Below are 15,345 nucleotides of genomic sequence, written 5' to 3'. Positions count from 1 at the left end.
TTAATAAGCCTCCAAAAACAAACAGTGTGATCCTTTTATATACACACCATCTTTAATACATGACTCTACCCCTTGACTGCCTGCCAAAGTTGTCTCTTCCCATGCGACATAAATACACTGCCGTGTATTTCCAGTTGGACAGTCAGCAATCGATAGATTCATTCCATTATTCTTCGCTTGTACAGCCGCATTATTTAGATCTTGTTCTGCGATACTTGCAGCATCGCCTGCCGTTGTTGCAACATCTTCTGTCGGAATGGTTAACGCACCAACATTATAATTTCCATCTCTAACAGCTTGAGGGTTTGCTCTCATCCGTTCAGCCAAATCACGAGCAATCGTCAATCCAATCACTTGCTTACTCGCTTCCAAACTGGCATCGACTGCTTTCAACTGTAAGGCAGCAAAACCAAGTACAGCGATTGCTAGAAGTAATAGCGCAACTAAAACTTCAACTAAACCTACACCTTTTTGTTTGTTATAATTCATGTGCAAGCTCCCTCTTTTATTGTTGTATCACCCGTTATCCCAACAGCAATACAATAAGAAAAGCCATTCCGCAGTAAAATAAAATTGGTAGCAGCAGCTACACTGCCATTGTTTCTAAATTTAAGATAAGTTTCTGAGCGACTATCAACTGTCACACCTTTGTCCAAATGCGCCACAAAAATTCTATTCTTATTGGTATCCGTGATCGTAAGTGCTGTTGAACAATTGGTTTCTGATAATGAACTTAAACAAACACCTGTTGACTCTCGAAGCATCACGGCTTGGGCTCTAGCTTCTGATACTTTCATTGCCACTTCACGTGCCGAAGATTCTAGTTTTTGACGTGAATAGATACTGGCAAAAGAGGGTGCAGCCATCACTGCAAGGATTGCAATTATTGTAATTGTCACAATCAGTTCAAATAACGTAAATCCTGAGCGGGGATAAACAAAGTATAACTTTGTCTGAGCGCAAGACGAAGAACTATGCTCGAAGTTACCCGATGGAGAAAGACGAAAAGCTGTGCTTTGAGTATGAGGATAAATAAAGTGCAACTTTGTCTGAGCACAAGACGGAGAGCTATGCTCGAAGTCACTCGATGGAGCAACACGAGAAGCTGCGCTTCGAGTACAAGGCGAAGCGTTAAGCTTGGAGTAAATGACTTGTTGCATATCGCCCTCCATATGCACAATTTTTATAGTTTTGATTTATGTTCTAATGTTTAATTATCAATTTCCTACCAAAACGCCATGAAATCTATTTTTTATGGATGAAAGGTAGATATTGTCGGATAACTGCAAAATTATTAAATACAAAACAATTTTTATTAGAATAAAGATAAATACATCACAAAATAAAGCTTATTTTTAGTATAAAAAACAATCAAAATATAAAAAATTAACCTTATCCAAACTTTAGAAAGCAGAAAAGCAAACACCTTTCGGTATTTGCTTTTCTTTAAGATAGGATACTTTATGAGGGAATTAACGCCCATCCCAATTAGAAGTTGCGGATGGAACACAGGTTGATCCTGTCTTTTTATTACCTTTATCCCAACAACGTTCACCGCGATGATTCAATACAATATCCCCATCGCCCAACTGCCCACCTGTTGGTGTAGCAGTGAGTGTCCAAGTACCAGCCGTTACATTGGATAATGTTAGATTATATAATGTAGCCCCGCCTGATTGAGGTAAGGTGCCACTATGGCCCACATCAACTAAACCAATAGCAGTTCCACCAGACTTTAAAAACGTAAAATTGGCAATTTTATAGCGCTGCAAACGATTTGCAAGCTCAATCATGTCTGCTTGCGCATCAGTACGCTTCGTTTTACGAACATGCTCTTGATAAGATGGGTATGCAATTGCAGCTAGAATCCCAATAATTGCAACAACAATCATTAATTCAATAAGCGTAAAACCTTGTATTTTTTTTACCATTCTTCACGTCCTACACCACACGTTGCATTACCGACATTAGTAGCAGTAATATTAGCTTTCGTTTTGTTTTTACAGCGTACTCCTGAACTGGTCATCAAAAAACTAAAGTTATCAACATTTGTTGTGTCCGCTGCTTTCCACATGCCACGCATTACCCAACTTTGTCCTGATGCAGTACTATCAGTTAACGATTTACTAACATCTATTCCATCACTCACAGTAATCGTATATTGAATTGCTGCGCCTGTTGCACCAACAGGTAAAACTATTGGATTTGGTGTTGTTTGAAAACCTAAGTAGTTGAAATTTCGCGTCTTACCCCGTTCAAGTTCAGTCGATAAGCGCTGCATTTCTTGCTGAGCTTGGGCAGCAATCGCTCGTCGAACATATTCTTGATAACTCGGTATCGCTATTGCTGCGAAAATTGCAACAATAACAACAACGATCATAAGTTCTACTAAGGTAAAACCTTTTGAATGAGTTGATCTATTTTTTAGCATTGCTCATCCCTATCTTGAACGTTCATACCAACGTTGTGGTTCTAAACAAATTCGACTACTTCCCGTAGAAATAATTCCACCTACTGTTGTAGCCCCCCGTCCCCCAGTTGCAAGACAATAGTTCTTATTGTTACTGCCATCTTCTGGATTTGATCCACCACTACTATTTGGTGTACATGTCGGATCTGTAGGATCACAATCTTTTGTATCATCAACAATTGCAGTATATTGAATTCCAGCACCTAATGAGCACCCATCACCTGTGCTACAAGCAATACCAGAATCTGTTACTAAGTTTTTATTACACTGACCATAAGGTAGACAGAATTGATTTAAGAAGCTCTCCCCTTTAACCCCTGCACCACAATCACCTGAAAGACCAGGTTTACTACCATCAAATGTAGAGACAAACAAACGGTTATTCAACGCAATTGGTGTGGAAAATACTTTTGCACTTTGCAATTTATTTGATTTAAATCTGTAATACCAACCTTGTTTCGCAGTTGAAGACATCGGATAAGGTGCAACCAGTGTTGAGTCATCATTACGATTATCTTGAGTAATCTCACCCAAATCAGCTTTCGTTAACGTTGGCGTCAAAAATGTGTATCCAGACTTATATAAATTGCGAGCAGCAACATCTCGATCATAAATATTATACACTGCCTCATAGTCGTAGCCTGATGTACCCACCGTATAGTCTTTCAGCGGTAAACTACGATTTCCACTCCCAATCGACACAACAGCAAAAGTTTGACCTGCATAATCATAAACTGAGAAAGAGGGCATCTCATAAAAACGTGGGCTCTTTTCTGCTGCATTTAAATTCAATAAACGCCGAGGTGTCTTAGCAAAATCTTTGGTCGATGCCGCATTGTTATCTAGATCAATACGGAACAATTGCCCACCTAGATCACCAAAATACAAATGATCAGCTAAACCATCACCATTCCTATCTTCAGTACGAATTTCACTGACTACACTATATTTTAAATCACTTGCTGATGTCTTAACGACATTTGATGATGCCGCAGTTGTACTCGCCCCTGCCCACCAAAGTAGTTTTCCGTTGTCAGCGTCGAACATATATACCCCACCACCTCTTTTATTGGTTTGGTTATATGTGTCACTTTCATAGCCACCAGTATTGGCTTTCCCATCAGCACCGCCAGCATCATAGCCCCCACCAACAATCATGACGCGTTTACGTTGTTTATTCCATTTAACCCATGTAATTGCAGGTTTAGACCAGCTTTGCCCCATATCTCCTAATTCATTGTAGGTAGTTATAGAACCATCACGACTATAGATTTTCTTTTCATCAGGAGAAATATGAAAAAGTAATTCTGGATTATTAATATCCTGCAAATTTAGAGCATAGTAACTACGCCCGCCCATTCGCAATCCACCGTAAGCAATTTGCTTACCTTTCTGAGCCGTTCCTTTACCCGTACCAACCGTTAAATTACCAGATCCATCAATCACATATTCCGTGTATGTTGTCCAAGGCCCATCAACCCCATAGTACAAATTAGCTAAACCACCTGAGGTCGTATCATACTTTTGAAAGGCTTCTTTTTGCGCTTCAATCATTTCATTCGGTACAAATGCAAACTTTTCCTGTCCCGTTTTAGCATCAACCACATGTAACAATCCCTGAGTTGTTCCAAACAAAACAAAGTCTTCTCGATTTTCTGTTACAAGGGCACCATTTTTATAAACAACCTTTCCTTTGTTCGTTACAAGCAATGGCGAAGAATGCATAACAGCACCAATTTGCCGAAGTTCAGGCGTAGTCGCAGTAATCTCGGGATTCGATGGGTTCACGTTGTAACCCAACAATTGCATTAAATAACCACGGTTTACATCATTTTTATAGGTTGTATCCACTAAATCAGTACTACTGATTCGACGTAGACTTGTTCCTGTAACAAATGTCGCTGCTGCTCCAGTCCCATTTGCAATACGATTAGTTAATAATTTTCGATTATCAACTGTCGTTTCCGTATTCATTTTAAGTTTCAGTTGTGACCAAGCCCCGCCTTTTAATGCAAACTTTGTACTTCCATAAATATCTTCTTCACCATCCTTAATAGCAGGATTAGTACTGACGGCCGGAGACCATAAATCATAATTATCAACGATTCGACCTTGACTATCGACAATATTGTTACCCGCCTTGTCCTTCAATACCCCCATAGTAACATTGTATTTTTTGAGGTTTCCTGCCCAAAGCTGATACGATTTATCTGGTGTTGGTTGAAATTGAGGAAAATAAGCCTGCTTTTGTAAAACAGCTGGGTTTAAACTATCTTTTGGTACAGTTGGAGAGCCCGTGGTAACTGCTGGAATATCTGTGCCCAAATTACCTAAGAATGAATTGACGCTATTGACAATATCTTCTGAGCTATTTCCTGAGTACCACCCCCCTTCACCAATAATTCCCCAATATGCGGCTTTTTTTACATTAGTATTAATCGTACCCAATGCTGCAATATTCTCAGCTTGTGTTTTTGCCTTATCAAAAGATTCAACACTGTTAAAGGATGAACCAAACCCAACTATGGCTGTTTTAACTTTTAAATCTAAGGGGTTTGTGCTGCTATTATTTAATAATAAGTTATTATTGAAAGTATAAGCACAGTTCCAATCACTGCCCGCCCCCCAAGAGGCAGAACAACTAAAACCCTGATCGTTCAGAGCATTTCTCATTAAATCCAGAGGGTCCTGACTAGGGGTAGGTTCACCATCTGTTAATACGTAAATACCCTGCCCGCTACATTTTTTTATCTCTGCTGCCTGAGTTAATGAACTAGGGGAACGATAACGAAACTCTTCTATCACTTTAGTTTCATTATAAGATTTAGGATAACCACTGTTTGAAGTAGCGGTACTAATCGACCAATCCGAACGATAACATGTACCATTATAAAGTGTTCCACTACTCAACAATGGAATTTGCGCACCTGTGGTACTAAATCGATATGAACAAGCAACTTGTTGAAAATTCGCCCCCGCAGGAACAGGATTCGTTGTGGTTTGTGCAGCAAATGTCGTACACTCACCAGTGGTGCTCCACTGAGTACAAGTCCTATATTTAATTCCACTATTATTATAACTAAAATAATATACGCTATTATTTCTTTGTGCTCTTCTCTGGGTGTTTGTCCCCATCATATAAGATGCAACATCCGTAAAAGCTCTAAATGTTGGTGTGGTGCCATCTGCAACTAAACCACTAACCTCATCAATTAAAATTTGTCTTTGCGTTCGCCCACCAACAATCTCACCTAAAGGACGAGCTGGTATTCGAATATAACCATCATTTCCCTGAAATGTCGACAAACCAATAACTTTGTCATCAGATAGTCTTGTAATATTTTTGTGCGGATTACCGTATAATAAATCGATCAATCCATCTTTTAAGCGCGTGATTCGATCATAATATCTAGTAGCGCTATTAGATGTACCATTTTGGCACCATCTGCGTTCATAAGCATTCACGCCAGCAATATAAACCTCTGTCGTGCTAGTTCTCACTGTGGTCGCACTCACACCACTTGGAATATCGCATGCTGAGCTACCACCACTTGCATTACGATTCATACTTCCTGACAAATCGAGCAAAAGCATCAAAGTAATTTCACCAGACTTTGCTTCTTGGTAAATATCAATATCACTTGCTTTCACTACACTTGTGATCACCATCCCTGAGCACAGAGCCGTAATAGCAGTTACGAGTAACTTTTGACGATAAAACTTTGCTGGTTTGCTTTCTTTCATTTTATTTTTCATCTTTATTTACTCCCACTCAAGAGAAATTCTGGGTAATCGTGTATTCACTCACTTGTGTAGTAAATGGCACGTTCAAACTTGCTAAACACTCTGTAACTGTTTTGAGTGGATTGTCTTTATCTTCTGTCCCAGAGGGAATCGTAGGCATGGAGGTGTCATCAGGAATGGAAAGATCACTCATACGCTCTTGCAAACAAACATTAATCAAATTTCTATCCACGCTTGTTAAGCTGGGCATTAAAGAAACAGCAAAAATTTTTACGCGCTTAGCATCTTCAATTTGTGCTTCTTTGGGATCTATCCCTCGCTGCCGATCATAAAAAGCATCTTGTTCAGTAGCAGTTGGAAACTTCACAGCAACTTGGGTCATGACTGCTTTTCTGCCACTAGTAAACCAATTCCCAGAAACATTTGTACGCGCATCACAATAACCATCTTTACCAAGCGCATCAGCCGTAGGCTTAGTTTTACTCGACTCCCATTGCATAATGCTCACTTTATTAATATCAAAAAAACGTTCCTGGTCACCACGAAAACAAAATACCAATTCTTTATCTTTATCATTTTCATTATTGATATAGCCAAACATGCCACTTCCACTGAAACTTTGTATCAGATTCTCTGCATGTTCGACATTGAAAAAGGCTGCATCCGAGTTTTGCATAACCAGCTGCGCGACCTGGCTATTTGTTGCGATATTCAGCCCCACGATACTTTGACGAATAGCAATCGTCCCAATCACCGTAATCGCAACCAAAAAAATAAGCACAACTATGAGTGTTGCACCAACTTGATTATTCCTCATTGACCACGCTCCCCAAAAACATTACGCAAAGCAATGGTTTGAGATACAATTTGCCTCACATATTTAGTATTTGTATTTTCTGGTACTTTTACTTTGATGGCTTGATCTAACACCATAAACTCCTGATCATTCTTTATGGCACTATCTGTGCCAACAGATTGTGCCGAACGCACGAGCATGCCTAGTTGAACAGATACAATCCGTGGGCGAGGTGCTGCAAGATTTAAATAATCATTAATCGAAATATAACGGCGGCCTTCAGCAACATCACTTTGGACATTTAACAACACTCGGAAGTGATCCACACGTTTCATAATGATTTCACCCGCATCACCATAATTGGTAATACTTACAGGTGAACCATCGACAGGGTAATACCCCGCATCACAGGCTAAGGCTAATGCTTGGTTTGGTTCATTTGTTTGTCTATTATTGTCTTCTCTTAAAAAATAACGTTGCACAACGACTTGCCGACCAAACGGTCTTGCTGGATTTGCGGTATCTTGTTCCAGTAGAAATTTCAAGGCATTTCCTTCGCAATCAAATCCTCCAACCAAGTAGTCCACAGTGCCCTCACGTGTTGTGGTGTATTGCGGCGTATATTGGATAACCAACTGATCACTCTCAGTTTCTTCACCATCAATGGTGACATTAGAAACTCCTGTCCACATCGGCGCTGCGCCTACAGTCATTCCCGAGCTACGTGAAAGTAAGTTTACATTTGCAGTGGTGCCTGTAATTGACCGTCTAAGATTACTTAATGGTGTTGCTGGTGTGGTTGTTTCATCTAATGTTGCATTAACAGATGATGTTAAGACGATTCCCGCAGCAGCAGTTTCATCATTAATAATTGCTTTAGAGTTATTTAAATTCGTCAACCGTATGTCTTGGGTAATGTAATTTAAGCCAAAGTTTGCATTATCCTGTATATCAGATACCCCTTGCTGCATCGACAAACTTCTTTGCCCTGTTAGAAATAATAAAATTGCTGCTGCAGTGATGATTAAACCTAAAGCAAGAGATAGCATCAGCTCGATTAATGTGAAACCCGAATGAGCGTTAATAAAACGGGGCTTTGCCTGAATATAAGATGGAGGGTTATGCCCTAAACACCGATGGGTACAGTTCTTTTTTAGATTTGAGAGACTCTTTTCCATTTTAATAAGTCTCCATAATCACACATGTTGATGTCGGGTTATAGGCATTACCATTTGTACAATCTCCGGTACCATTTCCATCTGTGGCACTTGAATCACCCCATGCAACATAAATGCAACTTCTATTATTGGTGTTCTGACAATCCATAATATTCATTGTCATACCAAGAGACGCTGCCCGATTAACTACTTGAGAAACATCAAAGTCGGCTAAATCAGTATCTGAACAATTTGTAGAAGTGCAATTAGTTCGAAATACTTTTTGTTTAGATGCAGTTTGCATCTCCTCTTGATAAACAGAGAAAGCATTCCGATTAACACGTATCCTCTCTGCTAAGTCACGAGCAATTGAAATCGCTTGCACTCGAGATGTACTTTCTGCGCTTGCCTCCAACGCACGGTATTGCAAAGCAACAAATCCCAACACCCCGATCGCCAAAATCATTAATGCTACTAATATTTCAACGAGACCGACGCCACGTTGATGATTTAACCTATTCATTAACATGTCCCCAATTGCGTCTGCTGAATCGTTCCCATTTTGGATATACTGACTTTTTTTGATTTATTTCCGCCTGCCTTATCGCAGATCTCAAATACATCGCTACTTGAATCAATTAATCGTACACATACAGGAGGGGTGCTGTTATCCGCAATACAAACCCCACCATTGAGATTAAAGAGAAGTGCAGTAGGCGAACTGGAAGACAAGACACTCTTAGACTCAGGCTGCCAATTAAATTGCATTGCTGTGTTTGCAATCGGCGTTCCTGTTGAATCAGACCTTAATTCCACTTTTATCGCACTACGCTCAAGCACTGCTTTTGCACGCGCTTCATTGAAAGTTGAGATCAGATTTTGAGTACTTTTATTAAGATTTTGTGTCAACATCATGTTATTAAAAGCAGGCGCAGCCATCATCGCGACAATCGCCAAAACAGCAATCGTCACCATCAACTCGATTAAGGTGAATCCCCGACCTTTCCCCATTACTTTGTACCAATTTTTTTTAAATTTATTAGCTCTATATTAAATTTTATTTTTACAGAACCAATACAAAGCAGATGAGAACCAAAAAAAAACGGATGGAGTGTAATCCATCCGTTCCTAGTTCACATTTTTCTAATAAAATTAGGCTTGTATCACCTGTATACGCAGCTCTTTTGGCAGACTAAAGGTAATATTTTCTTCTGTACCTTGTAACTCTTTAGGCGGTGTTGCACCCCAATCTTGTAAGCGTTGGATCACTTGTTTAATTAAAATTTCAGGCGCTGATGCACCAGCCGTCACACCAATTTTGCTGTCCGCTTTAAACCAAGCTTGCTCTAGCTGATCCGCGTTATCAACCAAATAAGCAGATTTACCCATGCGTTCAGCCAACTCACGTAAACGATTAGAATTAGAAGAATTCGGAGAACCTACCACTAGCACCACATCACATTGCTCAGCTAAATCCCGGACCGCGTCCTGACGATTCTGAGTGGCATAACAAATATCATCCTTACGCGGACCTTGAATCTGTGGAAACTTAAGTCGCAAAGCATCAATCACCTTTGCGGTATCATCGATTGACAACGTGGTTTGCGTAACAAAAGCAACTTTTTCAGGATGTTTCACCATCAAATCATCAACATCTTGCTCGTCTTCAACCAAATAGATCGCGCCGCCTTTAGATAGATCATACTGCCCCATCGTACCTTCAACTTCTGGATGTCCTGCATGTCCAATCAGGATCGCTTCTACCCCTTCACGTGCATAGCGAGTGACTTCTATATGGACTTTAGTCACTAATGGGCAAGTTGCATCAAATACTTTCAATCCACGCTGTTCAGCTTCTTGTTGTACGGCCTTTGAAACACCATGTGCGCTAAAAATCACGATGGAATCATCAGGCACTTGGTCTAACTCATCGACAAATACAGCACCACGCTGACGGAGATCATCGACCACAAATTTATTGTGTACTACCTCGTGACGTACATAGATCGGTGGATTAAAACATTCTAGTGCGCGATTGACGATTGCTATAGCACGGTCAACACCAGCACAAAAACCCCGTGGATTGGCTAACACGATTTCCATAACATCCTCACTCTAAGCATCTGAATATTTATACCAAACTATTTCGTTTAGCGGCACGCTGCACTACAATAGCCAAGATATTTTATCATATCAGGAAAGTATCATGTCGGGTCTATTGTTTGTCGTTTCTGCTGCCTCAGGAACGGGCAAAACATCTTTAGTGAAAGCCCTACTCGATCGAGTCAGTAATCTTCATGTTTCAGTCTCACACACGACTCGTGGTCAACGCCCTGGCGAACTAGATGGCGTTCACTATCATTTTACCGATAAAGAAACCTTTTTAGCCCAAGTCGAACAAGGCGGTTTTATTGAATACGCTGAAGTATTTGGTAACTATTACGGAACCTCTCAAGCCAAAGTAAAAGAGCAATTACAACAAGGTCACGATGTATTATTAGAAATTGACTGGCAAGGTGCTGAGCAAGTTCGTAAACTTTTTCCAGAATCAAAACAAATATTTATTCTTCCTCCAACACAGTACGATTTAAGACAACGCCTGTCCAACCGTGGCACAGATTCAGTTGAAGTAATTGAACATCGTCTTAGCTGTGCCGTTGAAGATATGCGTCATTTTGCCAGCTTTGACTACGTGATTATCAATGATGATTTCAATAAAGCCGTCCATGATTTAGAAGCGATTATCGGCGCCAATCGTTTAGAGACCTTGCAACAAAGTAATCGTCATCAACAATTAATTGAAAACTTAATTACTCTCCATCGCGAATAACTTGAGTCTTCCTTAAAAGCCTTTTATACTATTTAGTCATTTCAGATGTATTGTTCAAACGAGACAACTTATGGCACGTGTAACCGTTGAAGATTGTTTAGACCACGTAGATAACCGTTTTGAGTTGGTACTGGTGGCGAGTAAACGTGCACGTCAATTAGCACGTCAAGGCATGGAACCAACTGTAGAATGGGATAATGACAAACCAACCGTTGTTGCTTTACGTGAAATTGCGGTTGGTCATGTGACTAAAGACATTTTGAAACAACGCGATCAAGACTACCAAACTTCAAATCTTGATATGGTATTGTCTACAAATTCATTGAACTTAGAAGGTTTTTCTTTCTAAGTCGAATTTACTTTGCATAGAAGCCCATTGTGAAGACACTGGGCTTTTTTGTTTGTTGAAATGTCAATAGGTCCTGTTCTATATTGATAAAAGCAATATCCTTCATTGGAAAAATTTTCGAGTTTTTCTCCTGAACAAATTGACAAGTTTAGCAATATGCTTTTCATTAGAAGCTAAAGCAAATATCCATAGACGTTATCATTATTGAATTCATGTTATAAAAGGTGTTTTTCTATGCCAGGCGAAGAGGTCAGCCAAGCCAAGCAACAGTTAAAAGTAATTATCGATGCCTATCTTAAAGATAGCGACGTCCTGCGTGTGCTTGCTGCCTGTGATTTTGCCGATTTAGCACATAGCGGTATTACCCGTAAAAGTGGCGAACCCTATGTCTTACACCCTATTGCTGTGAGTTGTATCTTGGCGCATATGCGTCTCGATCCAGATACACTTATGGCTGCCCTATTACATGATGTGATTGAAGACACTGAATTTAGCAAAGATGAGATTGGAGAAAAATTTGGCTTGGTCGTCGCTGAACTCGTAGATGGCGTCACCAAACTTAGCCACTCCAGTGATAAAGAATATAACAAAGCTGCATCTTTCCGAAAAATCCTGCAAGCCACCTTACAAGATCCTCGTGTCATTATTATTAAACTTGCAGATCGCTATCATAATATGACCACGCTAGGCGCGTTGCGCCCAGACAAACGTGCTCGAATCGCGCAAGAGACGTTTGATATTTTTGTACCTATGGCACGTCTTGTGGGCATGAACGAGATGGCAGATAACCTAGAACATCTATGTTATCAAAATCTTGACCTTGATATGTTCAATGATATACAAACCGCACTATTAGAAACCAAACCTAAACGCTGTGAATATCAAACCATTTGGGAACAAAAATTATCCGATTTATTAGAAAACCATAAGATAAAAGGTCGAATTAAAAAGAAAAATAATAATATTGAATTGCTGCGCCACTTTGTAAAAAATGAAATTGATTTAAATGAACTGAGCCATAGCCACGCCTTTGAAATCGTTTTACAAAGCATTGCGGATTGCGACCGCCTGGTCACGGCACTGAAAGATAATTTTCAAGTCTTACAATATCGAGACCATATTCGCCGCCCTTTACCAGGTGGTAATCAGTCGTTAATGATTAAGTTAAAAGGTGAAAAAACCACGCTCTCTCTCACCATTCAAACTGAATTGATGCGCAAAGCCGCGCGTTTTGGTGTGGTATTGGGGGAAAATGCACCTCAGGCTTGTCGATCAGCGATTCAAGCATCTATGCAAAACCTGAACACCTTAATTGACAGTGAGTGTGCCAAAACCACCTTTAGTGATTTACTGGACTATCTACATCAAGAGAAAATCTGGGTGTATACCCCTCATGGGCAGCTTCATGAACTACCACAAGGTGCAACCGTAGTTGATTTCGCGTATTCAGCAAGCTTATTTTTAGGTAACCATGCTGTTGGTGCCAAAGTCGATGGTGAAATTCGTCCATTATCCACTCCACTGTATAGCGGTCAGGTGGTTGAGATCATTACGGATGTATTGGCCACGCCGAATCCAGATTGGCTAAGCTTCATTAACACACAAAAAGCACGTCGCGCATTGCAAAATATGCTCAGAGATCAAGATATTGATGAACAACGTTTAGTTGGCCAACAAGCACTAAATCGAGCTTTAAAACTATTCCATCGCTCTATCAACGATCTTTCCCAGAGCGATTGGATCAATGTTTTAGAGTGGCGACACTTAAGCAGCAAAGATACCTTATTTGAACAGATCGCTGTCGGTGACTTACTTCCTCAATTGGTGGCAAATCATCTATTTGCTCAAGATCATCACACCCATGTCCATGAAGGATCTGATCGTTTAATTCTAGGTACCGAAGGCGTCGATGTTAAATATGCCCATTGTTGCAATCCCGTATTAGGGGATCCGATTCAAGGACATTTATCACGTCGCGGTTTGATCGTGCACCGTTCCCGCTGCCGTAATTTATTGCACGAACAACATTTACACCCTGAAAATATCATGCCTTTATATTGGCAATCAGAAGAAATAGATGATGTTCGCTTTAGTGCTTATTTATGTATTCATATGGCCATGAACGATGAACAAATTTCTGATCTGATCTACCAATGTCGTAAAGCAAAGACTGGGGTTGAAATGGTTCATTCACAAGATCAAAAGACCTACGTCAATATCGTGGTGAACAATCGAAAACAACTTGCACAAATTATTCGTGACTTGCGTATGCATCTGAATTTCCCGCGCATTGAACGCTTAAATATACCGATCGTCCAGCCAGAAGTCGCTAAAGTGGTTTAAAACCATCTGAAAACGACTCGGCAGTACTCAGTCGTTTCGCAGCTATGCTTTTGTGTTAAAGTCGCTTTGCTTAAGATAGAAAATAATGACATAGGAGAGCTTAATGTCACGTCAAGTTATTCATACTGAACACGCCCCTGCTGCGATCGGAACATATTCTCAAGCAATTCTTGTTGGCAATACGCTCTATCTTTCAGGTCAAATTGGCTTAGACCCATACAGTATGGAACTCGTGGATGGCATTGAGGCTCAGATTCGTCGGGTTTTTGACAATCTAAAAGCAGTATGTACTGCTGCTGGTGGTAGCTTAGCGGACATCGCCAAACTCAACATTTTCCTCACCGACCTGTCTCACTTCCAACTGGTCAATCAGATTATGGGTGAATACTTCGCTCAGCCCTACCCTGCACGTGCCGCACTTGGCGTTGCAAGCTTACCTAAAAATGCACTGGTGGAAATGGATGGTATTGTCATTATTCCATAATTTTTAACTCATATTTTTCAATAATATAAATGAAAAACATAGACACTGCCGATAAGGTGGTGTTTTTTTATTCAAATTCCCAATAAGAATCTATCTGCTATTCGAATGAAATTCATTGACAAACGATAACAATTATCAATAATATCAATTATCGCATTTATATTTGTGAATAGTCTGCCATGTATGTCTGTTTATGTCGTGGAATCACCGATCAAGATATCAAAGATGCCGTTGCCAACGGTACAGAGAGCTATCGTGAAATCCGTGAACAACTTGGCTTAGGAACCTGCTGTGGACGTTGTGCTCCTGAAGCCCGAGCTATTATCAGTGAAGAACTCGCTGAAATCGCAGCACGCATATCTGTTGCAGCCTGATTTATTTAATTTTTTATAAACCAAATTTTATTCGTGTTTACGACTCCACCGCTTCTTGTCGAACCTTAACCCCTCTTCATCTAAGCGGTTTTTTTATAAAAATAATGTTCTTGCAAGACTTCCATTTTCTTAGGTCGCTATCACCACCCCTCTGAGCGCCGAACTCCTCATGATTGTGATTTTCATTTGCCGTTCTATAAATTACTCGCCATAACCCTCTTTGTTGATTAAAATCATATAAATTGCCTTAGTTGTTAGGGCATCAACTTGGTGTTTTATGGAGCAAGCGCAATGAAAGGCAATCGTGAAGTGATCAATCAGCTGAATCAGGTGCTTTATCATCATTTAACTGCAATTAACCAATATTTTTTACATTCTCGTATGTTTAATGATTGGGGCATCGAACAGCTCGGTTCAGCAGAATACAAAGAATCTATTCGCCAAATGAAACATGCCGATAAAATCATTGAACGTGTTTTATTTTTAGAAGGTTTGCCCAACTTACAGCATCTCGGCAAATTGTATATCGGTCAGCACACCGAAGAAGTGTTGAATTGTGATATTCGCAAAGTTAAAGAAAATATCGCGACGATTCAGCAAGCAGTTGAGCTTGCTGAAGTTGAACAGGATTATGTGACACGCGATTTAGTCCAAGAAATCTTAGAGAAAGAAGAAGAATATCTAGACTGGCTCGATACTCAACTTGATTTAGTCGAAAAAGTTGGCATCGAAAACTATATTCAAAGTCAAATTTAAGAAACAAAAAAATCCCCTTCAAGAATTTGAAAGGGATTTTTT

At 40.0% G+C, this 15,345-nt stretch carries 16 protein-coding genes; 6 read left to right on the top strand and 10 right to left on the bottom strand.

Features of this window, described 5'->3' with window-relative positions; all coding sequences use genetic code 11:
- The 10 genes from pilV (EXE30_RS01400) to ispH form a co-directional block, all read right to left on the bottom strand.
- Positions 1-489 (bottom strand): type IV pilus modification protein PilV, encoded by a 489-nt coding sequence (gene pilV, locus EXE30_RS01400; protein WP_130160876.1) that lies wholly within the window; start codon positions 487-489, stop codon positions 1-3.
- Complete coding sequence (locus EXE30_RS01395) at positions 486-1,160, bottom strand: pilus assembly FimT family protein (RefSeq protein WP_130160875.1); 675 nt, start codon at positions 1,158-1,160, stop codon at positions 486-488. Before EXE30_RS01395 ends, pilV (EXE30_RS01400) begins: the two co-directional genes overlap by 4 nt.
- Before the next feature lie 312 nt (positions 1,161-1,472).
- The gene (locus tag EXE30_RS01390; protein WP_130160874.1) at positions 1,473-1,931 is read right to left on the bottom strand and encodes a type IV pilin protein; all 459 of its coding nucleotides are present in this window, start codon (positions 1,929-1,931) and stop codon (positions 1,473-1,475) included.
- The gene (locus EXE30_RS01385) at positions 1,925-2,431 is read right to left on the bottom strand and encodes a type IV pilin protein (RefSeq protein WP_130160873.1); all 507 of its coding nucleotides are present in this window, start codon (positions 2,429-2,431) and stop codon (positions 1,925-1,927) included. Before EXE30_RS01385 ends, EXE30_RS01390 begins: the two co-directional genes overlap by 7 nt.
- 9 nt (positions 2,432-2,440) lie before the next feature.
- The gene (locus EXE30_RS01380; protein WP_130160872.1) at positions 2,441-6,226 is read right to left on the bottom strand and encodes a pilus assembly protein; all 3,786 of its coding nucleotides are present in this window, start codon (positions 6,224-6,226) and stop codon (positions 2,441-2,443) included.
- A gap of 16 nt (positions 6,227-6,242) precedes the next feature.
- A complete protein-coding gene (locus EXE30_RS01375; protein WP_130160871.1) occupies positions 6,243-7,031 on the bottom strand; it encodes a pilus assembly PilX family protein in 789 nt (262 codons plus the stop codon).
- A complete protein-coding gene (locus EXE30_RS01370) occupies positions 7,028-8,095 on the bottom strand; it encodes a PilW family protein (protein WP_228256097.1) in 1,068 nt (355 codons plus the stop codon). The genes EXE30_RS01375 and EXE30_RS01370 overlap by 4 nt, the downstream gene beginning before the upstream one ends.
- Before the next feature lie 94 nt (positions 8,096-8,189).
- On the bottom strand, positions 8,190-8,690 hold the full coding sequence (gene pilV / locus EXE30_RS01365; RefSeq protein WP_171457307.1) for a type IV pilus modification protein PilV: 501 nt from the start codon (positions 8,688-8,690) through the stop codon (positions 8,190-8,192).
- Positions 8,690-9,178: a pilus assembly FimT family protein gene (locus EXE30_RS01360; RefSeq protein ID WP_130160868.1), complete on the bottom strand. Its 489-nt coding sequence runs from the start codon at positions 9,176-9,178 to the stop codon at positions 8,690-8,692. Before EXE30_RS01360 ends, pilV (EXE30_RS01365) begins: the two co-directional genes overlap by 1 nt.
- Positions 9,179-9,319: 141 nt before the next feature.
- Entirely contained in the window at positions 9,320-10,270 is a 951-nt protein-coding gene (gene ispH, locus EXE30_RS01355; RefSeq protein ID WP_130160867.1) for a 4-hydroxy-3-methylbut-2-enyl diphosphate reductase, read from the bottom strand.
- 103 nt (positions 10,271-10,373) lie between these two features.
- Between ispH and gmk the strand changes: the two genes are divergently transcribed.
- From gmk to bfr, 6 genes are all read left to right on the top strand, one after another.
- Positions 10,374-10,997, top strand: a complete 624-nt coding sequence (gmk, locus tag EXE30_RS01350) for a guanylate kinase (RefSeq protein WP_130160866.1) — start codon at positions 10,374-10,376, stop codon at positions 10,995-10,997.
- A gap of 70 nt (positions 10,998-11,067) precedes the next feature.
- Entirely contained in the window at positions 11,068-11,346 is a 279-nt protein-coding gene (gene rpoZ / locus EXE30_RS01345; RefSeq protein WP_130160865.1) for a DNA-directed RNA polymerase subunit omega, read from the top strand.
- Between the two features lie 234 nt (positions 11,347-11,580).
- Complete coding sequence (locus EXE30_RS01340) at positions 11,581-13,689, top strand: RelA/SpoT family protein (RefSeq protein ID WP_130160864.1); 2,109 nt, start codon at positions 11,581-11,583, stop codon at positions 13,687-13,689.
- A gap of 103 nt (positions 13,690-13,792) precedes the next feature.
- Positions 13,793-14,173: a RidA family protein gene (locus EXE30_RS01335; protein WP_121928920.1), complete on the top strand. Its 381-nt coding sequence runs from the start codon at positions 13,793-13,795 to the stop codon at positions 14,171-14,173.
- A gap of 179 nt (positions 14,174-14,352) precedes the next feature.
- On the top strand, positions 14,353-14,547 hold the full coding sequence (locus EXE30_RS01330; RefSeq protein ID WP_130160863.1) for a bacterioferritin-associated ferredoxin: 195 nt from the start codon (positions 14,353-14,355) through the stop codon (positions 14,545-14,547).
- A gap of 291 nt (positions 14,548-14,838) precedes the next feature.
- A complete protein-coding gene (bfr, locus tag EXE30_RS01325; RefSeq protein WP_004673178.1) occupies positions 14,839-15,303 on the top strand; it encodes a heteropolymeric bacterioferritin subunit Bfr in 465 nt (154 codons plus the stop codon).
- Positions 15,304-15,345 lie beyond the last annotated feature (42 nt).

This window comes from Acinetobacter halotolerans, from assembly GCF_004208515.1.
In the GTDB taxonomy this organism is placed as follows: Bacteria; Pseudomonadota; Gammaproteobacteria; order Pseudomonadales; family Moraxellaceae; genus Acinetobacter; species Acinetobacter halotolerans.
This window is presented reverse-complemented; position numbering and strand designations above follow the sequence as displayed.